Origin of the sequence: Arsenophonus nasoniae (genome assembly GCF_004768525.1) — a bacterium.
In the GTDB taxonomy this organism is placed as follows: domain Bacteria; phylum Pseudomonadota; class Gammaproteobacteria; order Enterobacterales; family Enterobacteriaceae; genus Arsenophonus; species Arsenophonus nasoniae.
Genome location: NZ_CP038613.1, coordinates 1,397,877 through 1,417,582 on the forward strand (window position 1 = coordinate 1,397,877; position 19,706 = coordinate 1,417,582).

A 19,706-nucleotide genomic window follows, 5' to 3' on the forward strand; every position below is an offset into this window, starting at 1 on the left:
GTAAATGAAATAAAAAGGTAGTGAGCACGAGAATGATTGGTCGTACTCATTTTAAATCAATACAAAGCAAAAAAATTGATATGAGTTATGAATAAAATTAATTCTATTATAAATAATATAATTAAATTAAATTCTTTTTGTAAATAGGAAATATTTTAATCATTTGAATAAATATATTTAAAAATATTATAAACAAAAAAAAGTTCAATTCGATTATTAACAAAAATTTTTTCAGTAATGTGTCTTTTATGGGAATAAACCGTACTATTACTAATCCCAAGCTTTCTGGCAATGACATGATTAGGCACTGCATTCATCCAATTTTTGATAATTTTTTGCTCTTGATAACTAAAAATTGATGCATTGTCATTTGATAAATAAGTGATGTTTTTTAATATGCTATTAGTTTCTATTAATCGCTCTAATACGTAATTTAATATTTTTTTTGACATAATAAAACATTGGTTTTTTAGCAATATAGGCCGATTTGTGAAGGGGTAAGGAGAATCAAGATAAATATAGAAACGTACATTATGTAGTTTTTCAATAAATGTTTGTAGTTGATTACAATATTCTGCATGGTGACAATAATGTGTTAAATTGGCTAAAACAACATCAGGAGAAAAATTATTAATATGATTTATGGCAGATTTAATACTATCTTGACTAATAAACTGAAGTTTATTGATTTTTGATAAATATTCACTGATGCCTAATCTTGTATAATAACATTCGTCAATAATTAAAACTTTCATTACAAAACATCCTTGTCTAAATAATAGATAAACAATAAATTTCTTATGGGTTACTTACCATAAGTGCAATAAAAAATAGCGATAAAAATTTGTAAATATCTTACTGTTATATAATTAAAATATCATAGTAAGTATTTAATTGAATACCCATATTAGCTTAATATTCTTTATTAATTGATTTGGTTTATTTATATAATTTAGTTTTATTAATAACACTTTTCAGAAAGTATATTCATTGTCTTTCTGGATTTTTATTGGTTTTATTGTTTATTTTTTATAGAAATTTTGGCTAAAAGATTAACGAATGCATGATGTCATATTGTTCATAAATAATAGATTATTAGCAAAATAAACCTAGATAACAGTGTTATTTTAAATGAAATAATGGTTTTTTACGTACAAATCATAAGATGGCTGTGGTTGATTGATTAATAATAGACCACAGCCATGATAACTTTATAGTAGATAATTATAGAACATTGATTTCCCAATTAGCGTCTTCATTTGCTAAAAAAGGAATTAAATGATTTTCACCTTGGGAAATTTTGTCAGCAATAATATTTTTTTTACGTTTAAGCTCAATAAAGCCTTCATTAACGGGTAAGCCATAAAATTTGGCGCCATTTAATGAACAAAATGCTTCAAATTTTTCCAGAGCATTCATTTCATCAAAAACGCTAGCATAGGCTGCAAGGGCAGTAGGTGCATTAAAAACACCAGCGCAGCCACAAGCAGACTCTTTTCTATTTTGGGTATGGGGGGCACTATCTGTGCCAAGGAAAAAGCGTTGACAGTCCGTTGTTATTGCCTCACGTAATGCTTTTTGATGGATGTCGCGCTTCAGAACAGGTAAACAATATAAGTGAGGTTTGATGCCACCAACTAACATATGATTTCTATTAAACATTAAATGTTGTGGTGTGATGGTAGCAGCCAGCTTGTCGTTTCCAGCCAGTACATATTGAACGGCCTCTTTAGTGGTAATGTGTTCAAACACAATTTTTAGACTAGGAAAATCTTTTCTAATAGGCTCTAATGTTTGATCAATAAAATAGGCTTCACGATCAAAAATATCAATGTCACTGCTTGTGACTTCGCCGTGCACTAATAGTGGCATACCTACTTTTTCCATTATGGCAAAAACGGAATAGATATTTTCTATCTTTGATATCCCATATTTAGAGTTAGTTGTTGCGTAGGCTGGGTAAAGTTTACAGGCAGTAAATACCTCTTGCTTAAAGCCTTCTTCAACTATTTTTGCATCAGTGGTATCCGTTAGATAGCAGGTCATTAATGGTGTAAATGGATGTTCTACAGGAGTCGCATTCAGGATCCTTTCTCGATAAGATTTTGCTTGATTAATTTCAGTAATTGGAGGTACCAAGTTTGGCATAACTATTGCTCGGCCAAAAAATCGGCTAGTATAAGGCACAACAAGTTTTAATATATCATCATCTCTAAAATGAACATGCCAGTCGTCTGGGCGGCGAATTTTAATAGTTGTCGTAATTTGGGTCATGAAATTGACTCCATCTTAAAGGTAGATAATGAATAAAGATGAGTTGTGAGCATGTCAGATAGGAATGATAAAGTGAAAAAAACAAAATAGCTATACTAAAAAGCAGATTAATCCGCTATCAAAGGAAGAAGTTATAAAATTGATGACAGAAGTATAGTTAAGAGGGTTTGGCTCCTCCAACTGGGCTCGAACCAGTGACATACGGATTAACAGTCCGCCGTTCTACCAACTGAACTATGGAGGAATAACATGAGATGTGCAGTGAATGTTATCGACAGAAAGTCAATTTGTCAAAGACCAAAAAGAGTTATTTAAATCTTTGCATGTAGCAATATGATTGCTAGCGAGATGTTGCTTGATAGTCAGCATAGAGGTTGGATTTTTAATATATTTAATTTACTACTGAAGGCAAAAAAACGGTCTATTAGACAGGTTTGCTAAAATTTGGCTCCTCCAACTGGGCTCGAACCAGTGACATACGGATTAACAGTCCGCCGTTCTACCAACTGAACTATGGAGGAATTGGTCATGTGCTTCACAACGAGCGGAATAATAGCGGTGCTTATCTTAGTTGTAAAGTATAAAAATGAAAATAATCACTGTTTGGTTATAAGGTAATCAAGAAAGAGGGTTACTAATTTAAAAATTCAAATCCTATATTGTAAAAGTTCTAAAATTGACCCAAAGAGAAGCTCATTTTGTATTGGTTACAAAGAAGTGGACAAAAAAGCAAATTTTGTTATGGCGGCATAATTGATGCGCATATTAAACTAAAAGCAAAAGCCCGCATAATTGCGGGCTTTTAGTATTTGGCTCCTCCAACTGGGCTCGAACCAGTGACATACGGATTAACAGTCCGCCGTTCTACCAACTGAACTATGGAGGAATTGAGCAAGCTAAAAAGCTGGCTGCATACTAACGATGTCCTCGACCACTGTCAATGTTAAAAATATAATATTTTTACTGTTTGTTTGTACTGTAATCATATTGAATTAAAAATGAGCTATTTATCTGATATTATATGATTTATATATGAATTATGAGTGGTTCTTTATTGAATTAGGCGAGTAGGCAAGTAGATATATATCATAAAATGTTATTTTGCTTTTTTGTTTGATAAGACGTTTTAGTTCGGTTTTGATGGCATCATTGATAGTTGGTTCAGTAAGTATTTTGTTAATAGCTGCATCTGATACTTCTTCAGTAACAAACCATTCACCATTGTAACATACCCGTAAATCCAGTATTCCAATATCCTTAAAACGATATGTTGGTTTGATATCAAACAGCAATGCTGCGGCCAATAGCAGGAAAAATAGTGTGAAGCCGATTGTCCAGTATAACCCAAAGTAGGGTGTATAATAGATTAGAATAGCTGTCAGCAAGTAAGCGATGATCATTCCTATACAAAGATAGGGATGACTAGTGATGAACTGCCAATTTAAATAAGGTCTATTATTACGGTTTTGCTGTTTATTTATTTGGCAGAGATTTTCATTCAGGATTACTTTTATCATATCCATGATATTTACCTTAATTGATTAGATTTATAGATGAATCTGAGCTTTGAGACTAGCATATAAAATTGCTTGAGTTATCGACATCGCCGTTTTTCTCTTTATTTAAGCAAAATCTTTATTGATTAGGAATTGTCCTAAACAGAAAAAAAATTTATATTTATGAATTTATTTAGATCATTTTGATTTTTTTATTAATTTACTGGGTTAACGAAGAATATTCTTGAAAAAATTCAATTTTTTTCTTAAACAAAAGCATAAAACTATTGATATTATTAACTACTCGTGCGTTAATGGGAGGAAGCCTAATAAACAGATCTATTTTATTTACGACATTTAAGTTAATGTGTTATGAGTAGTGTTATCCCTGATAGCCTTTCGACCGTTTCTTGCTGAGTGCTTCCATGAATTAAATAGTGATGTAGGCTTTTGTATACCTGCCGAAAACGGCAATGTTTATTTGTTATATAGGAAAAGGCACATGTCTGACAAAATGAAGGGTCAAGTGAAGTGGTTTAACGAATCTAAAGGCTTTGGTTTCATCACTCCTTCTGATGGTAGCAAAGATGTATTCGTTCACTTCTCTGCCATTCAAGGAAATGGATTCAAAACCCTGGCTGAAGGGCAAAATGTAGAATTTACCATTGAAGATGGTTCGAAAGGCCCAGCTGCAGCGAATGTAACTGCTCTTTAAGATTAGTTAAATAAATGGATTTCTTGAAGCCTGTCGTGCAAGCGGCAGGCTTCTTTATTTTTGTAGTAAATTTTTTTGGTATAGCTTATGAAGATCAATGATAGCGTTTTAGTAAAAACTGATGGTGAGCAGATGCGGGAAGGTATTATTCGCTTAATTGAACCTTTTAATGAGGGAATAATGTATTTAATTGAGTTACCCGAATATCCTACCGGTATTTGGTTTTTTAATGAGAGCACGGCAGGCGCAGGGACTTATGTGATGCCAAAATGTGAATAAATATAAATTAAAATCTTCATAACTCTTAGCGAGGGATTATTTCTGTACTGAGTATCCTTGTTATAGTTAAAGAATTTTTAAAACTGAGTAACTTGATGATTATTTTAATAAATAATTTATAACTCAATCTAGTAGGAAATTGTTTACTAAAAAAATTATTATTTTAATATTATATTTTAAATTTTTAAAATATGCATTTTATTATTTATATTATACATTCTAAATTATAAATAAGAATATCTATATAAAAATATGTTTTTTATTTTATTAAATATTTTTAATAAAAAAATAAGCTATTTTTTTATCATAAAATAAGTAATTTTTTATATGAAAGATCGCTAATGTGATTTTTTTGTCTAAAAATTTATTAAATTAGAATTTTTAATTTTATAACATATTGAATAATAGTGATATTTTCGTTATGAATGGCTCATATGTATAGATAAAATAATTTTTAATCGCCTTTAACGTAAACCAAATTTTTAAAAAAAAATTTTACAATGATAAATGTTGTTTTTTGGTTGTTTGTTTATGCATTATTTGGTTTTTGATTATTTTTATAGTTTTATAATCTATATTTGTAATTTATGTTAGTTTTTAATTTTGAAATATTGCTAATTAATGGTTATTTTAATGTTTATTAATTGACTAAATTAATAAAATAACCTTGGTTATTATTCTATTTTTCTGAGTAAATAAAAGATTAATATTGAGTTTAATAATAAAAGCCGACTATTTTTGATATAACATAACCTTAAATTTAAATAGCCTAAGCACAACTGAATAATCGTAAGAATCAGCTATAAACATGCAAGTTATTCTGGTTATTGAGTGTGAATTTTTATTCAAATTGAAAATATCGAAGTAGGTTATGACTGTAATACTTTGGTTTTGAAATAAATCTATAGAGCAATTTTTAGTGCCCCAATAAAAGAGATTTTATCCATTAATGGTAAGTACTTTTATAGCCTAACACCAGCGAATTTAATTAAATAAAATAAGTGAGTATAAAAATATGAACACAGCAGATTTATTGAAGCAAATTTACGATATTAATCTTTCTTATTTATTACTTGCACAACGTCTTATTAAGGAAGAAAAAGCTTCCGCTATGTTTCGATTAGGTATTACCGAGGAAACAGCAGATTCATTGCTCAGTTTGACATTACCACAGTTAGTTAAATTAGCAGAGACTAACCAATTAATCTGTAATTTTAGATTTAAGAATAGCGAAACGATTGAACAATTAACTAAAGAGTCTCGTGTTGATGATCTCCAACAAATTCATACTGGAATTTTGTTATCTACTCATTTGTTCCAACAATTATCGGAAAATGATAAATCGATAAAAAGAAGGGCATAATTATGGCGAGTAAAAGTATTGTTCATGGTTAGGAATCTCAATCAATACAGTAAGGCATTAATGGAGGTGTTTTGAACTCAATATTTCTATTAAATTCTGACAGTTTTCTCGTTGATTAACCATGAGAACAGTAATTCGGTTAAATTATCATCTAAAAGCCTAATAATAGGCACACTGCTCCTAGGCTGCGGTTTGTAACCATCGTTTTTTGACCATTTTATCCCGCCTTTCTGACAGTAAAGTGACGGCGTGTATTCCTTTTTCCGCACTCATAAACCGCAATCGGTTTCCACATAAAATACATTGGTACGGGTCAGTATTTAAAAAACCTTTGATAAGGGCCCCAAACCCAGGTTTTTCAGGCACATTAGGAGATATCATGTCTAACGCCTCATACACCTTCGGTAATAAGCACCCGCGTTTGCGATTGGCTAAAAAACCGTAATAACGGATCATCTTAAAATGTCGCGCAGGGATATGACTGACATAACGCCGTATCATTTCTTCTTGGGATAAGGTCTGTCGTCTGTATTGTTGGCTGTGGTGGTCATAGTAATGATGAACCACGGTGCCGCCGCTGTAGTGTTTCAATTGAGAAGCGGAGATAGGGGGACGTTTAAGATAACGGCCCAGATATTTCACATTATGCCAGGCCCCGCGTGTCTTTTTGGCAAAATGTACTTTCCAATAACGTTGAAACTGGGCATTGAGGTAACGGCACCAGGTCTGATAATTGCGAATGTGCCCGAAGCCAGGCAATTTATTGGGTTGTAACTGAAAATAGTTATCCCTAAGGAGTCGAATGACCGCACTGCGCCAGACCTTTTCAACGTCTTTCTTTTTAAAGAAAATCGGTTTCCAGGTGTCATATTGAGTGAGTCCCCCACGCGTGACGGATAAATGAATATGCGGATGTTGATTGAGTTGGCGACCGTAAGTATGCAGCGCACAAAAAATGCCAATTTCGAGGCCTTGGCGCTTGGCGTGTTTGAGCATGGCGCGGGTTGCACAGCGAAAGAGTTGGTTGAGCAAGTACCAGTTATTGTTAAAAAAAGGCCAAAGTAGGTGAGGCATAGTGAGGGTAATATGTTGCCATTCGCAATCCGGCAAAATATGGCGCTGCTGGGCAATCCACTGTTCGGTGCCTTTGAGGCCACACGCACTGCAGGCTTTGGATTTACAGGTTTGACAAAAGAAGCGTGAATGAGAGCATTCAGGTGAAGAACAGCAATAACGGCGAACGCCCATAGCGCAGGTGCTGCAGGCGAGCATCTTTTCGACAGAGAGTAGTTGCCATTCATCTACGTGATTATTTTCGATGAAAAGGTTCCATCCGTCATCGTATTGAAATAGCAGTTTTGCAGGTCTGGGGATGTACATAGAGCAGAGTATAAAAGACGAGAAGGGAATTGCCTAGAAATAGAGCGCCTTTGCCGCGATGCTCACGCCAAAGGCGTGCTTATGTTCAAGAAGCAAAAGATATTCATTTAGCTATAGATTTAATTAATTTAGGTGCACGTCTTCAAATGTTGGAAAGTGAAACTCAACTCAGCCGAGGGCGATTAATTAAGTTATATAAGGAATTACGAGGCAATCCCCCACCTAAAGGTATGTTGCCATTCTCAACCGACTGGTTTATGACTTGGGAGCAAAATATTCACTCTTCTATGTTTTATAATGCTTATCGCTTCTTATTAACCAGTGGTCATTATAGAGGAATAAATGCCATCGTACGGGCTTATCGTTTGTATCTGGAACAATGTGGCACTGAGTCAACTAACCCGCCCATACTGGCTTTGACCAGAGCCTGGACGTTAGTTCGGTTTGTTGATAGTGGCATGTTGCAACCATCAACTTGTCGCTGCTGTGGTGGAACTTTTATTACCCATGCCCATCAACCGGTGAACAGTTTTGCCTGTAGTTTATGCCAACCCCCTTCAAGGGCGATTAAAAAACGTAAACATTCTTGTCAATTTGCCGATATTCATCCTCAAGTATTGGGACAAATTCAGTAGCATACCTACTGTATTAATAAAATAGAGAGTTATGGTTTAGGTTTACCATAGCTCTTAATAGGTCAGTATGCTTGCTTTGAATACAGATCTCTAGTTCATTATCATCAATAAAGGGAATATCAAGTGCTTGTATTCTTAGGCTATCTTGTGGTTATTGGAGCAGTATTAGGTGGTTATTTACTTGTCGGGGGGCACTTATCTGCTTTATATCAACCCGCAGAGTTTTTAATTATATTTGGTGCTGGTTTGGGCGGTTTTATTGTCGCTAATAATGGTAAAGCGATTAAATCAACATTAAGAGTGTTGCCAAGGTTACTTACCAGCTCCCGTTATAATAAATCAATTTATATGGATCTCATGGCACTACAATTTCGCTTGTTAACAAAGTCGCGTCAAGCGGGGGTATTATCGTTAGAGCGGGATATTGAAGATCCCGAACAGAGTGACATTTTTTCTCAATATCCAAAGTTATTAAGTGATCCACATTTAATGAGTTTTTTAACTGACTATATGCGATTAATGATCACTGGTAATATGAATGCGCATGAAATTGAAGCATTAATGGATGAAGAAATTGCCACTTTTGAGCACGAGGCTGAAGTCCCAGCAGTGAGTTTGAGTATGTTAGGAGACTCATTGCCGGCTTTTGGTATTGTTGCTGCGGTGATGGGGGTCGTGCATGCACTTGCTTCTGCCGATAGACCCGCAGGCGAGATGGGAATATTAATTGGTAATGCGATGGTAGGAACTTTTCTGGGTATTCTACTTGCATACGGTTTTATTTCACCGTTAGCTAATTTGGTGCGACAAAAGAGCCATCAACAAATTAAGATGATGGAATGTATTAAAGTCACTTTACTGTCATCGATTAGCGGTTACGCACCTCAAATTGCAGTAGAATTTGGCCGTAAAACGCTATTTTTAGATGATAGACCCTTTTTTAATGAATTAGAGGATCATGTGCGTAGCATGAAAAATCCGACTCATACTAATTCTGCTGATGTTGAAGATGATTGATTATGAAAACAGCAAAATCGACCATCATTATCAAGAAAAAACGACGTAAGAAATCCAGTCATTACCATGGCGGCTCCTGGAAAATCGCTTATGCGGATTTTATGACTGCCATGATGGCTTTCTTTTTAGTTATGTGGATTTTATCCATTTCCAGCCCGCAAGAGTTAATTCGTATTGCTGATTATTTTCGTACACCGCTTAAGGTTTCATTAAATAATGGTCCTAAGAGTGGGGATGTCACAAATATTATACCGGGTGGCGGAAAAGACATTACTTATCGCGAGGGTGATACATTACCCAAAGAGCCCAACCAACTGCCAGAGACTGAACAGGATCGCTTTAAAAAATTACAACAGGATCTTGAATTATTAATTATGAATGATCCGCGCTTACAGGATCTAAAACCTAATTTGTTAATTGATTTAATGGATGAAGGATTGCAGATACAAATAATTGATGGCGAAAATCGGCCTATGTTTGCTAGCGGCAGTGCGGTAATTGATAAAAATATGCAAAAAATCCTGCATGTGTTGGCACCGGTATTAAATGATTATCCCAATAAGATTAGTCTGGCTGGCCATACCGATAGTACAGCTTATGCCAAAGGCGGCTATGGTTACAGTAACTGGGAATTGTCGGCAGACAGGGCAAACTCTTCGCGCCGGACATTAATTAGTGGTGGTCTGGATGAACATAAAATCATGCGTGTTGTTGGTATGGCTTCAACGGTGCCGTTAGAAAATAATCCCGCAGCCGCAGCTAATCGACGAATTAGTATTTTGGTGTTAAACAAAGAGAGTGAAGCCGCCATTATTCACGAAAATCAGCGACCTCAGCCGACAAAAGAGATTGGCGAACAAAATAGCGAACAGGTAGAGAGTTCGTTAACACCTTCTTTAGTACCAACAGCAGTATTATCTACTGACCATAGCGAAGTGATATTGGCTCAACCAAAGGATAAATAGCCATGGAGCTAGGTGCGTTTTATCAAGTATTTTTCGATGAGACAGAAGAGCTATTAGATGAGATGGAGCAAAAATTGCTCCATCTTAATATTGATACTGCTGATAGTGAGGCGCTTAATGCTATTTTTCGTTGTGCGCATTCTGTTAAAGGGGGTGCTGCGACATTTGGCTTTAGTCAATTACAAAAAACCACTCATATTTTGGAAAATGTGTTAGATGGGTTACGAAGCCAAACGATATTGTTAACAGCCGACATTCTTCAGGCCTTATTAAATGCTAAAGATATTTTATTAGCGCAGCTTAATGCTTATCGCAATGAACAATTGCCTGATGAATATTTATTTAGTCAAGTTGAAGCCCTGTTTTATACGCTGATACCGACCAGTGATAAATCTGTAGTAGAAGCGGTGACGGCTAAAACAGCTGCGGAAACTTATTTTAGTATCAAATTGGTTGATCTTAAGCCCCATGAGATCACATTACTTCTCGATGAATTAAATATCTTAGGTACGGTGATTGAGCATCAAATTGAGCAAACAACATTAACCGTTTTACTTCAAACCGCTGAATCTCAACAGGATATTACTGCTGTACTGTGTTTTCTACTTGATGAGCAACAGATCCATTTTTCCATTGCAAATCCAATTGCAGAAGAGGTAAGTCAGCATAATCAGCTAATCGATGAAAATAAGCAACTTACTACAGTAGATAAAACAGCCACGAAAACTATCGCTGCTATAGAGTCAAATCGATCTTTTACTCCCTCAGAGGCATCAACCATTCGAGTTGCGGTGGAGAAAGTTGATCAACTTATTAATCTAGTTGGTGAATTGATTATTACCCAATCTATGTTGATGCAACATAGCCAGCAATTAGATGATCGTCATAATCCATTACATGATTGTCTTAATCAATTAGCTAGAAATTCGCGTGATTTACAGCTTTCAGTGATGTCAATTCGTATGATGCCAATGGATTATGTCTTTAACCGTTTTCCACGTTTGGTTCATGATTTAGCAATAAAACTCAATAAAAAAGTTTCCTTAACCCTTAAAGGCAAAACCACTGAATTAGACAAAGGGTTAATTGAGAAGATTATTGATCCACTTACCCATTTGGTACGTAATAGCCTTGATCATGGGATTGAATTACCCGAAGTTAGACGGCAAAGGGGAAAAGCAGAAGAGGGGCAATTAATGATTTCTGCTGAGCACCAAGGTGGCAATATCTGCATTACCGTTAGTGATGATGACAATGGTTTAAATAGAGAAAAAATTTTACAAAAAGCCCGAAGTATTGGTTTAGAAATATCCGATCAAATGAGCGATCAAGATATTGCCATGCTAATTTTTGCACCGGGATTCAGTACGGCGGAAAGCGTGACTGACGTTTCTGGTCGTGGCGTTGGCATGGATATTGTAAAACAGAATATTCACGAAATGGGCGGCCAAATTACATTAACTTTTGAGGCAGGAAAAGGGACTACCACCCATATTTTTTTGCCATTAACCTTGGCTATTTTAGAGGCCATGTCTGTTCAGGTTAGCGATGAAATTTTTATTTTACCGCTTAACGCAGTAGTCAGTGTTTTACAACCCAAAGCCGAACAAATTTTTATGTTAGGTAATAATGAAAAATTACTGTTAGTTTGGGATGAATATATTCCGCTAATTGAACTCTATCAAGTGCTGGATATTCCGCAAGGGAAAAAAGCGATTAATGAAGGCATTGTTGTCATAGTTCAATATGCAGGTAAAAAATACGCTTTATTTGTTGATAGTTTATTAGGACAGCAGCAGGTAGTGGTAAAAAATATAGAAACAAATTTTAAACCGATTAAAGGGATCACGTCTGCCACAATTATGGGCGATGGTAGTGTAGCATTAATTCTTGATATTAAAGAACTCTATCAATTGGCTTATATAAAAAGACAACAATAGATAGATTAAATGGCAAAATTATTAATATAATTGGTAACAAGGAATTTAACGATGATTAAGCAAAGTGGGTTTAGCAATATCAAAACTGAACGTCAAGGAACAGGTTATTTAATTTTCACCTTAGGTGAAGAGGAATATGGTATTGATATTCTAAAAGTACAGGAAATTTGTGGTTACCATCATGTTACTCGCATTGCTAATATGCCTGATTTTATCAAAGGAATCAACCACTTGCGTGGCGTCATTATTCCAATAATTGATTTAAGAATTAAGTTTTCCCAGTCTGAAGTAATATATGATAATAGTACGGTTGTTATTATTGTCATGTTATCACAAAGAATTATTGGTATTGTTGTTGATGCGGTTTCTGACGTATTAACGCTAATGCCAGAACAAATTTGTCCACCACCTGAAATATCAACCATCTTATCGGCTGAATATCTTATGGGCTTAGGAATGTTAGATGAGCGGATGTTGATTTTGGTGAATATTGAAAAATTACTTAATAGTCAAGAAATGGCATTAATTCAAAATATCGATGATTAAATAAATTGTTTTGTTGATTAATCTAGGCGCAAATAGCGCAGTAAATTTATTCAAGTTAAAATAAATAACTTGTTAACGACTGACAAAATAAAATATTTTACTTATCTAATGATGTTCTAGTGATATCAGTAAAAAAAAGTAATTAACCATTTTAAAAAAGAATAATAAAAAACCATCAATTATTGCTATAAAGTTTCTATTGCTAGGGACGATATTTTATCTATCTTAATGAAATGGAAATTTTTATATGCTAAATAGAATGAAAATTATTACAGGTTTAATCATCACATTACTTCTGTTTGGCATATTACAATTGGCATCGGGGGCATTTTTTTTCTTTGATTTAAAAGATCAAAAAGAGGAAATAGCCTTATTAGCCCAAATGCGTAATCAGCGAATATTACTTAATGAGGGCTGGGTTCATCTGCTAAAAGCCCGGATCCAACTCAATCGAGCCGGTGTTAGTTATTTATTAACCAAGAAAAAGGTACCCATAGATGAACCAGTTGGACAAATTATTGAAGCTGCTCGTTTGAATTTAGTCAAAGCAAGAGAGTATTTCGATAAATATCAACGTACCGCTAAATTATCTTTGCATGATCCGAAGATCCTGGCTGATTTATCAAAAAATTATACCCGCTATATGGAGTCATTACATTCACTGATTTTTTTATTAGAAAATGATCAAATAAAAGATTTTTCAGATCAACCCACATCGATTTATCAACAAGAATTTTCACAAGCACTGGATCACTATCTTAACGAAAGTTTAGTGGTGTATGATGAAATTATTGGTCACTCAGAAGTATCATATCGTTATTCTGTTTATACCCTATTTGTTGTCCTGTCAGCGTTAATTCTATTGCTGATCCTCTGTTGGTTTGGGATCCATCGCTTATTGATTAATCCATTAAATTCATTACTCATGAATATTAAAGCTTTTTCGGCAGGGGATCTCTCATCGCATATTGCAATTAATGGCAACAATGAAATGGGGAGATTAGCGGCAGGACTAAAACATATGCAATATGAATTGATCCAAATAGTCAAAAGTGTTTCTGGCTCTGCCGACAAAATTTATGCTCGCACAAGTGAAATTGCAACTGGTAATAGTGATCTTTCCACTCGTTCAGAGCAGCAGGTTGCCGCTCTAGAAGAGACAGCCGCCAGTATGGAGGAGTTAACGATTACCGTTAAGCAGAATGCTGAACATGCTACTCAGGCCAATAAATTGGCTGATTCAGCCTCAGAAATTGCCTGGGAAGGGGGGCAAGTTGTGGCTAATGTCGTTGACACCATGAAAAGTATTTCTGAAAGTGCGCAAAAAATCGCTGATATTACCAGTGTAATTGATGGGATTGCTTTTCAAACCAATATATTAGCCCTTAATGCGGCGGTGGAAGCTGCGCGTGCTGGCGAACATGGCCGTGGTTTTGCGGTCGTGGCCGAAGAGGTTCGTAATCTTGCCCAACGTAGTGCAAATGCAGCGAAAGAGATTAAAGGTTTAATTGAAAATTCAGTTAGTCGTACGCTAAGCGGCGCAAAATTGGCTGAAGAAGCGGGTGAAACAATGGGCAAAATTGTTGAGTCCGTAGTTAGTGTGACAGAAATCATGGGTGAAATTGCCTCCGCCTCCGATGAGCAGAGCAAAGGTATTAATCAGGTCAGTATTGCTATCAACGAAATGGATCATGTACTACAACATAATGCTTCATTGGTTGAACAGTCTGGTGCGGCCACGGCGGAATTAGAGATCCAGACTAAAATCTTAACCGACTTGGTTTCGGTATTTAAATTGCCCCAAGAAGATGCTGATGAACCATATCATCAATCAATCGAAAATCTCGCTAAGGGCGTGACGGAAGCAGAAGCGATCGATGATAAGAAAAAAGTAACCCATGATGATAATTGGACAGCGTTTTAAACACGGGTTATTTGTCAAAGAAAAGTGAATTAAGGATTAAGGCTACAAGGATGAAATTAACACTAAGGGTATCAACCCGTCTTCACTTATTACTGCTTTTTTTTTGTACTATGCAATTTGTGACTGGGGGAACTGCGGTTAATATCTTTCATCAGCAGCAATCTCACTTTGAACATTTAGATATCAAGATAGATAAATTAGAGGCTTTGACCTTAAGTTGGAATCATTTACTTAAAGCACGCAGTACCCTTAATCGACTGACGTTGCGGATGCAAACAAATTATCCAGCCGATAAATTGGCGATATTAAGTAGTAGAATTGATAACCAATTAGCCGACACAGAAAAATATTTTCACCAGTTCAGTCAGTTGTCACAGCAATATTATCAAGAAAAAAGCGGAAAAATTACCGCCGATATTGAACGCGATTATCAGGCTCTGAATCATGCACTTCATATGATAAAGAAACTACTAGATAAACGAGATATTAAACAGGCGTTACAAGTGCCAAGTGAAGGGCATTTATTAAGGTTTGAAGATAGTTATTTTACTTATATTAAGCATATAAACAGCGAAGTTGGTGAGGCAGCGAAGTATAGTCGAGATTCAAGTCAATTTTCCTTGATTATGTCGGTTATTACTCTGATTACGGTCTTTATCGCTTGTCTATTAACCCATTTTAATTTGCAAAAAAAATTAATAGCTCGTTTTAAAATGATGAAAAATTGTTTTATCGATATTGCTAATGGCTATTTAGACAAGCCGCTAGTCGAAAATGAGCAAGATGAATTGGGTAAAATTTTTACCAAGTTTGCAGAAATGCGAGAAGCAATTATTACCTCAGTTGCGGCAGTAAGATTTAACACCCGTGAAATGCAAACAGGTATGCAAGCGGTGAAAACGGGTAATATAGCCCTAGCAAAACATACTCAACAGCAAGGGGTTAACTTAAAACAGACCGCTGCTGGTGTAGAGCAGTTTACCATCATTGTTCAACAAAACGCCCATTATGCCCAACAAGCTAATGAACTGGCAATTTCAGCCGAAAAAACGGCCACTAAAAGTGGACGTTTGACGGGCAAAGTGGTGGATACGATGACCAGTATTACCCAAAGTTCGCAAAAAATTGCGGCGATTATTAGCGTAATTGATGGAATTGCTTTTCAAACTAATATATTAGCGTTAAATGCAGCGGTAGAGGCAGCTAGAGCGGGTGAACAAGGGCGAGGTTTTTCTGTGGTCGCTACCGAGGTCAGGGAATTAGCGCAACGTAGTGCTGAGGCGGCGAAAGAGATAAAAAGCCTGATAGATGAATCTGTTGAGTGTGTCACGATGGGGGCTGAATTGGTCAATCATGCGGGTAGTACCATTAACGAATTAGTCATTTCTGTTAAACAGGTTACCAAGCTTATGCAAGAAATTGCCGCAGCTACCAAAGAGCAAAATCAGGAGATCAAGCAGGTTGCTATCAGCATAGAGCAGATGGAACAGATGACCCAACAAAATGCCACCTTAGTAGAGCAATCATGCCATGTTGTTGAGACATTAGAGATACAAACTGAAACCTTGATAAATATCGTATCAAAATTTAAGTTGCCACAACGTTGCTTTAATCATTTAACCGTAAAAATGAAATTATTACAGGCAGATAATAAATGAAATTGATGCCCGCCAATTGCCATCATCAGCAATGGCAATTAAGTGATAAAGCGTTTAAACAGATTTGTGACCTTATTTACCAAAAAACTGGTATTGTTTTGCTAAAGCAAAAAAAAATGATGGTTTACAATAGATTGCTTAAAAGATTAAAAATCTTGCAATTAACCAGCTTTGAACAATATGTCGCTTTACTGATGCAGCATAAGCAAGGTACTGAATGGCAATACTTTATCAATGCATTAACCACCAATTTAACCGCCTTTTTTCGTGAAGCGCACCATGCTAAAGCCAAAAAACAGGATGTCTATCGGGTTTGGTGTACAGCGGTTTCTACTGGAGAAGAAGCTTACTCTGTTGCTATGGTATTAAATAGTATTAAAACTGATCACATTTTTCGTAAGGAAATTGTGGCGAGTGATATTAATAACCAAGTTTTGCAGATTGCTCAACAGGGTATTTATGCTGAGGAAGTGATAACTGCTATTCCTGCTCAGTTAAGAAAATCCTTTTTATTAAAAGGTCAAGGTGACAATCAAGGCTATGTACGTATCCATGAGGAATTACGTAAACAAATACAGTTTCAGCAGATTAATCTTAAGGACAAATATTGGCCAATAGAAGGCCAGTTTGATGTCATTTTTTGTCGTAATGTGATGATCTATTTTGAAAGCAAAATGCAACAGGAATTATTAGATCGCTTTTTACCGCTATTAAAAAAAGAGGGTCTATTGATGATCGGCCACGCGGAAAATATTTGCCAACAAAATAGCCATTATCAATTAGTTGAGCGCAGTATTTATCAATTGAAAAATCAGAAGATACAGCGATGGAAAAAATAAAGGTACTTTGTGTTGATGATTCAGCTTTAATGCGCAAAATTATGCGAGAAATCCTGGATCAGCAACCGGACATGGAAGTTGTTGGTTGTGCGGCAGATCCCTATATTGCGCGAGAAATGATAAAACAGCGACACCCAGACGTATTGACATTGGATATTGAGATGCCACGCATGGATGGACTCTCTTTTTTAGAGAAAATCATGCGATTACGTCCGATGCCAGTGATTATGGTTTCAACCTTAACCACCAATGGTTCTCAGGCAACATTACGTGCTTTGGAGTTAGGTGCGGTAGATTTTGTCACCAAACAAACATTGAATTTCAAACAAGGCGTATCGGCTTATGCCAACTTATTAAGTGACAAAATTAGGGTGGCAGCAAAAGCAAATATTATAAAAATGCGTCAACCAGCGAAATATCCAAAACTTAATCTGCCCTTACCGCAAGTTACCAATGATATTATCGCGATTGGTGTCTCAACGGGTGGCACTGAGGCCATTCGACACCTATTACAAAGTTTACCGCAAAATATGCCGGCAATTGTCGTTGCGCAACATATGCCAGCAGGTTTCAGCCGCTCTTTTGCTGAACGTCTTAATCGTTGCTGTTTTCTGCAAGTTAAAGAAGCAGAACAGGGAGAAAAGTTATTAGCTGGACATGTTTATATTGCGCCGGGTAATTTTCATTTAGCTTTAACTAAAACCGGCCGATATTACCAAATAGTCTTGCATCAACAAGAGATGGTTAACCATCATCGCCCTTCAGTTGATAATTTATTTTTTTCCGTTGCTCAAATCGCCGGAAAGCGGGCAATTGGCATGATTCTTACTGGAATGGGAAATGATGGAGCTATGGGATTATTAGCAATGCGGCAAGCAGGTGCTTATACCTTCGCACAGAATGAAAAAAGCTGTGTTGTTTATGGTATGCCAAAAGTCGCATTGCAGTTAAATGCGGTAGATGAAGTGGGTGATATTAATGATCTTGGTCGATTGTTACTCGATAAATTAGAGCAACGTTATGCAGGGTAATTGCAACAAATAGAAAGTGAGATAGGGCTCTTTAAACCATGACAAATAAAGAATTAATGTTTCTGATCGTAGATGATTTCTCAACGATGAGAAGAATATTACGTAATTTGTTGAAAGAATCAGGATTTCATAATGTCGAAGAGGCTGAAGATGGTGAAGATGCTTTAGCTAAAATGAATAAGCATAATTTTGATTTTATTATTACAGACTGGAATATGCCAAATATGGATGGCTTATTATTACTTGAAACGATCCGCCAACAGGAAAAGTGGGCAAAGCTACCGGTTTTAATGGTGACTGCGGAAGCCAAAAAAGAAAACATTATTGCTGCCTCAAAAGCCGGTGCCAGTGGTTATGTGGTGAAACCTTTTACCGCTGCTATTCTTGAGCAGAAAATTGAACAAATTATTCAAAAAATGGCATAAAACAAGGAGGTAATATGGTCAACAGGCAAGATGAAGAACCAGAGTCTCATAACGATAAATTAGAAATCATTAACCGTCTTGGGCGGTTGACTCGCATTATTCATGAAGGATTACGTGAGTTAGGTTTAGACAAAAATATATCCAGAGCGGTAGAAGTGATACCGGATACCCAACAGCGCCTAGATTATATTGCCCAGATGACTTTTCAAGCGGCAGAAAAAACCCTTAATAGTCTCGATCAAATCAAACCTAAGCAAGAGTGGTTAATTCAACAAGCAGAACAGTTAACCCAACGCTGGGATCAATGGGCGCAATTATCGATTGAATTAACGGAGACTAAATCGTTGGTGGCGGATACGCGACAGTATCTGGCTCAGTCACCGCAAGTCAATAGTCAAATCAATGCGCAATTATTGGATATCATGATGGCCCAAGATTTTCAAGATTTAACCGGACAAGTGATTAAAAAACTCTCTTTAATAATCCAGGAAATCGAACAGCAACTTGTCTCTGTTTTATTAGAGAATATGACGCCAGATATTGCCAATTCCTTATCGTCGATAAATCGTTCAAATGAATTACTAAATGGAACACAACTGACGACAGATCGGAAAGAAAATTACAGTCAGCAAACTCAAGTAGATGAATTATTGACCAGCCTGGGATTATGAATGCGATAAAATAGCTAGTCAGCGGCATTTACGGTAATTGATTGATAATATGAAATAGACAGCGAAAATAAAAGAGATACAAGATTATTCAAAGTAAAATAAGCAATGTATCTCTTATAAAGCGATGATAGAATATTGTTTACTTCATATTTAACGACTGTTTTATCTGCCGCATCGCTTCAATGCCTTGCTGACAAGCTTTATCTTGCTGATCTCTAGGCAGGGCAACGATCTGTTTTTTACCATCTTCAAGCTGATTTTTGATTGAATCAAGTTGAGCCTTAGTTTGTGGATTTTCAGATGCCTTAGTAACTAAGGAATCTACTTCAGAGAAATAAGTTTTACAAGTATCAGTTGCCCCGATATAGTCAATTTTTTTCTCTTCTTCTGAACAAGCAGTGATAATAAATGCGAATAAACCTATGCTACAAATTACTAGTAATTTTCTCATAATAATCCCTAACCAAATAATATTTATGTAGTTTAAAAAGTATAGATTCATTTTATTCAGATGTGAAATATTAATGATTTTATTCAGCTATGAATTA

Annotated in this window: 19 protein-coding genes and 3 tRNA genes; 14 read left to right on the top strand and 8 right to left on the bottom strand. The window is 35.8% G+C overall.

What is annotated here, in order from left to right; translation table 11 throughout:
* Window positions 1-155: 155 nt before the first annotated feature.
* The 6 genes from ArsFIN_RS06790 to ArsFIN_RS06815 all read right to left on the bottom strand — a co-directional run bounded on the left by ArsFIN_RS06790 (window position 156) and on the right by ArsFIN_RS06815 (window position 3,797).
* Window positions 156-755, bottom strand: a complete 600-nt coding sequence (locus ArsFIN_RS06790; RefSeq protein WP_026823668.1) for a LuxR C-terminal-related transcriptional regulator — start codon at window positions 753-755, stop codon at window positions 156-158.
* A 469-nt stretch (window positions 756-1,224) separates the two neighbouring features.
* Complete coding sequence (pyrC, locus tag ArsFIN_RS06795; RefSeq protein WP_026823669.1) at window positions 1,225-2,274, bottom strand: dihydroorotase; 1,050 nt, start codon at window positions 2,272-2,274, stop codon at window positions 1,225-1,227.
* Between the two features lie 168 nt (window positions 2,275-2,442).
* Window positions 2,443-2,518 (bottom strand) — tRNA-Asn (locus ArsFIN_RS06800).
* Window positions 2,519-2,719: 201 nt separating this feature from the next.
* Window positions 2,720-2,795 (bottom strand) — tRNA-Asn (locus tag ArsFIN_RS06805).
* A gap of 289 nt (window positions 2,796-3,084) precedes the next feature.
* Window positions 3,085-3,160 (bottom strand) — tRNA-Asn (locus ArsFIN_RS06810).
* Between the two features lie 151 nt (window positions 3,161-3,311).
* Window positions 3,312-3,797 carry a YlaC family protein gene (locus ArsFIN_RS06815; protein ID WP_026823670.1) on the bottom strand — a complete coding sequence of 162 codons (486 nt, stop codon included), beginning with the start codon at window positions 3,795-3,797 and terminating at the stop codon, window positions 3,312-3,314.
* A 475-nt stretch (window positions 3,798-4,272) separates the two neighbouring features.
* On the opposite strand from ArsFIN_RS06815, the gene cspE reads away from it, so the two are divergent.
* The 3 genes from cspE to flhD all read left to right on the top strand — a co-directional run bounded on the left by cspE (window position 4,273) and on the right by flhD (window position 6,127).
* Window positions 4,273-4,485 carry a transcription antiterminator/RNA stability regulator CspE gene (cspE, locus tag ArsFIN_RS06820; protein WP_026823671.1) on the top strand — a complete coding sequence of 71 codons (213 nt, stop codon included), beginning with the start codon at window positions 4,273-4,275 and terminating at the stop codon, window positions 4,483-4,485.
* Window positions 4,486-4,572: 87 nt separating this feature from the next.
* Window positions 4,573-4,764 carry a protein DsrB gene (gene dsrB / locus ArsFIN_RS06825; RefSeq protein WP_026823672.1) on the top strand — a complete coding sequence of 64 codons (192 nt, stop codon included), beginning with the start codon at window positions 4,573-4,575 and terminating at the stop codon, window positions 4,762-4,764.
* Between the two features lie 1,015 nt (window positions 4,765-5,779).
* Complete coding sequence (gene flhD, locus ArsFIN_RS06830; protein ID WP_026823673.1) at window positions 5,780-6,127, top strand: flagellar transcriptional regulator FlhD; 348 nt, start codon at window positions 5,780-5,782, stop codon at window positions 6,125-6,127.
* A gap of 180 nt (window positions 6,128-6,307) precedes the next feature.
* Here flhD and ArsFIN_RS06835 read toward each other — a convergent pair whose 3' ends face one another.
* Window positions 6,308-7,507: an IS91 family transposase gene (locus tag ArsFIN_RS06835; RefSeq protein WP_135677400.1), complete on the bottom strand. Its 1,200-nt coding sequence runs from the start codon at window positions 7,505-7,507 to the stop codon at window positions 6,308-6,310.
* Window positions 7,508-7,557: 50 nt separating this feature from the next.
* Between ArsFIN_RS06835 and flhC the strand changes: the two genes are divergently transcribed.
* From flhC to ArsFIN_RS06890, 11 genes are all read left to right on the top strand, one after another.
* Window positions 7,558-8,142: a flagellar transcriptional regulator FlhC gene (gene flhC / locus ArsFIN_RS06840; protein WP_026823468.1), complete on the top strand. Its 585-nt coding sequence runs from the start codon at window positions 7,558-7,560 to the stop codon at window positions 8,140-8,142.
* Window positions 8,143-8,265: 123 nt separating this feature from the next.
* Entirely contained in the window at window positions 8,266-9,159 is an 894-nt protein-coding gene (motA, locus tag ArsFIN_RS06845) for a flagellar motor stator protein MotA (RefSeq protein WP_026823467.1), read from the top strand.
* A gap of 2 nt (window positions 9,160-9,161) precedes the next feature.
* Complete coding sequence (gene motB, locus ArsFIN_RS06850) at window positions 9,162-10,124, top strand: flagellar motor protein MotB (protein WP_071846885.1); 963 nt, start codon at window positions 9,162-9,164, stop codon at window positions 10,122-10,124.
* 2 nt (window positions 10,125-10,126) lie between these two features.
* Entirely contained in the window at window positions 10,127-12,064 is a 1,938-nt protein-coding gene (gene cheA, locus ArsFIN_RS06855) for a chemotaxis protein CheA (protein WP_026823466.1), read from the top strand.
* Window positions 12,065-12,115: 51 nt separating this feature from the next.
* Window positions 12,116-12,610, top strand: a complete 495-nt coding sequence (locus ArsFIN_RS06860) for a chemotaxis protein CheW (RefSeq protein WP_034249953.1) — start codon at window positions 12,116-12,118, stop codon at window positions 12,608-12,610.
* Window positions 12,611-12,857: 247 nt separating this feature from the next.
* Window positions 12,858-14,534: a methyl-accepting chemotaxis protein gene (locus ArsFIN_RS28165; RefSeq protein ID WP_026823464.1), complete on the top strand. Its 1,677-nt coding sequence runs from the start codon at window positions 12,858-12,860 to the stop codon at window positions 14,532-14,534.
* Window positions 14,535-14,584: 50 nt separating this feature from the next.
* Window positions 14,585-16,192 carry a methyl-accepting chemotaxis protein gene (locus ArsFIN_RS06870; protein WP_026823463.1) on the top strand — a complete coding sequence of 536 codons (1,608 nt, stop codon included), beginning with the start codon at window positions 14,585-14,587 and terminating at the stop codon, window positions 16,190-16,192.
* Entirely contained in the window at window positions 16,189-17,031 is an 843-nt protein-coding gene (locus ArsFIN_RS06875) for a CheR family methyltransferase (RefSeq protein WP_026823462.1), read from the top strand. Before ArsFIN_RS06870 ends, ArsFIN_RS06875 begins: the two co-directional genes overlap by 4 nt.
* Window positions 17,019-18,062 carry a protein-glutamate methylesterase/protein-glutamine glutaminase gene (locus ArsFIN_RS06880; protein WP_026823461.1) on the top strand — a complete coding sequence of 348 codons (1,044 nt, stop codon included), beginning with the start codon at window positions 17,019-17,021 and terminating at the stop codon, window positions 18,060-18,062. The genes ArsFIN_RS06875 and ArsFIN_RS06880 overlap by 13 nt, the downstream gene beginning before the upstream one ends.
* A gap of 38 nt (window positions 18,063-18,100) precedes the next feature.
* On the top strand, window positions 18,101-18,487 hold the full coding sequence (cheY, locus tag ArsFIN_RS06885) for a chemotaxis response regulator CheY (protein WP_026823460.1): 387 nt from the start codon (window positions 18,101-18,103) through the stop codon (window positions 18,485-18,487).
* A 14-nt stretch (window positions 18,488-18,501) separates the two neighbouring features.
* On the top strand, window positions 18,502-19,158 hold the full coding sequence (locus ArsFIN_RS06890; RefSeq protein ID WP_026823459.1) for a protein phosphatase CheZ: 657 nt from the start codon (window positions 18,502-18,504) through the stop codon (window positions 19,156-19,158).
* A gap of 139 nt (window positions 19,159-19,297) precedes the next feature.
* Here ArsFIN_RS06890 and ArsFIN_RS06895 read toward each other — a convergent pair whose 3' ends face one another.
* Window positions 19,298-19,609 carry a DUF5339 domain-containing protein gene (locus ArsFIN_RS06895; RefSeq protein WP_026823458.1) on the bottom strand — a complete coding sequence of 104 codons (312 nt, stop codon included), beginning with the start codon at window positions 19,607-19,609 and terminating at the stop codon, window positions 19,298-19,300.
* Window positions 19,610-19,706 lie beyond the last annotated feature (97 nt).

What these genes read in the sequence shown, in the direction of transcription:
- flhD (WP_026823673.1), top strand. Translation starts at nt 5,780, where the DNA reads ATGAACACAGCAGATTTATTGAAGCAAATTTACGATATTAATCTTTCT.
- ArsFIN_RS06875 (WP_026823462.1), top strand. Translation starts at nt 16,189, where the DNA reads ATGAAATTGATGCCCGCCAATTGCCATCATCAGCAATGGCAATTAAGT.
- ArsFIN_RS06815 (WP_026823670.1), bottom strand. Translation starts at nt 3,797, where the DNA reads ATGGATATGATAAAAGTAATCCTGAATGAAAATCTCTGCCAAATAAAT.
- ArsFIN_RS06835 (WP_135677400.1), bottom strand. Translation starts at nt 7,507, where the DNA reads ATGTACATCCCCAGACCTGCAAAACTGCTATTTCAATACGATGACGGA.
- cheA (WP_026823466.1), top strand. Translation starts at nt 10,127, where the DNA reads ATGGAGCTAGGTGCGTTTTATCAAGTATTTTTCGATGAGACAGAAGAG.
- cheY (WP_026823460.1), top strand. Translation starts at nt 18,101, where the DNA reads ATGACAAATAAAGAATTAATGTTTCTGATCGTAGATGATTTCTCAACG.
- ArsFIN_RS06895 (WP_026823458.1), bottom strand. Translation starts at nt 19,609, where the DNA reads ATGAGAAAATTACTAGTAATTTGTAGCATAGGTTTATTCGCATTTATT.
- ArsFIN_RS28165 (WP_026823464.1), top strand. Translation starts at nt 12,858, where the DNA reads ATGCTAAATAGAATGAAAATTATTACAGGTTTAATCATCACATTACTT.
- cspE (WP_026823671.1), top strand. Translation starts at nt 4,273, where the DNA reads ATGTCTGACAAAATGAAGGGTCAAGTGAAGTGGTTTAACGAATCTAAA.
- pyrC (WP_026823669.1), bottom strand. Translation starts at nt 2,274, where the DNA reads ATGACCCAAATTACGACAACTATTAAAATTCGCCGCCCAGACGACTGG.
- ArsFIN_RS06880 (WP_026823461.1), top strand. Translation starts at nt 17,019, where the DNA reads ATGGAAAAAATAAAGGTACTTTGTGTTGATGATTCAGCTTTAATGCGC.
- dsrB (WP_026823672.1), top strand. Translation starts at nt 4,573, where the DNA reads ATGAAGATCAATGATAGCGTTTTAGTAAAAACTGATGGTGAGCAGATG.
- ArsFIN_RS06860 (WP_034249953.1), top strand. Translation starts at nt 12,116, where the DNA reads ATGATTAAGCAAAGTGGGTTTAGCAATATCAAAACTGAACGTCAAGGA.
- motB (WP_071846885.1), top strand. Translation starts at nt 9,162, where the DNA reads ATGAAAACAGCAAAATCGACCATCATTATCAAGAAAAAACGACGTAAG.
- ArsFIN_RS06790 (WP_026823668.1), bottom strand. Translation starts at nt 755, where the DNA reads ATGAAAGTTTTAATTATTGACGAATGTTATTATACAAGATTAGGCATC.
- ArsFIN_RS06870 (WP_026823463.1), top strand. Translation starts at nt 14,585, where the DNA reads ATGAAATTAACACTAAGGGTATCAACCCGTCTTCACTTATTACTGCTT.
- ArsFIN_RS06890 (WP_026823459.1), top strand. Translation starts at nt 18,502, where the DNA reads ATGGTCAACAGGCAAGATGAAGAACCAGAGTCTCATAACGATAAATTA.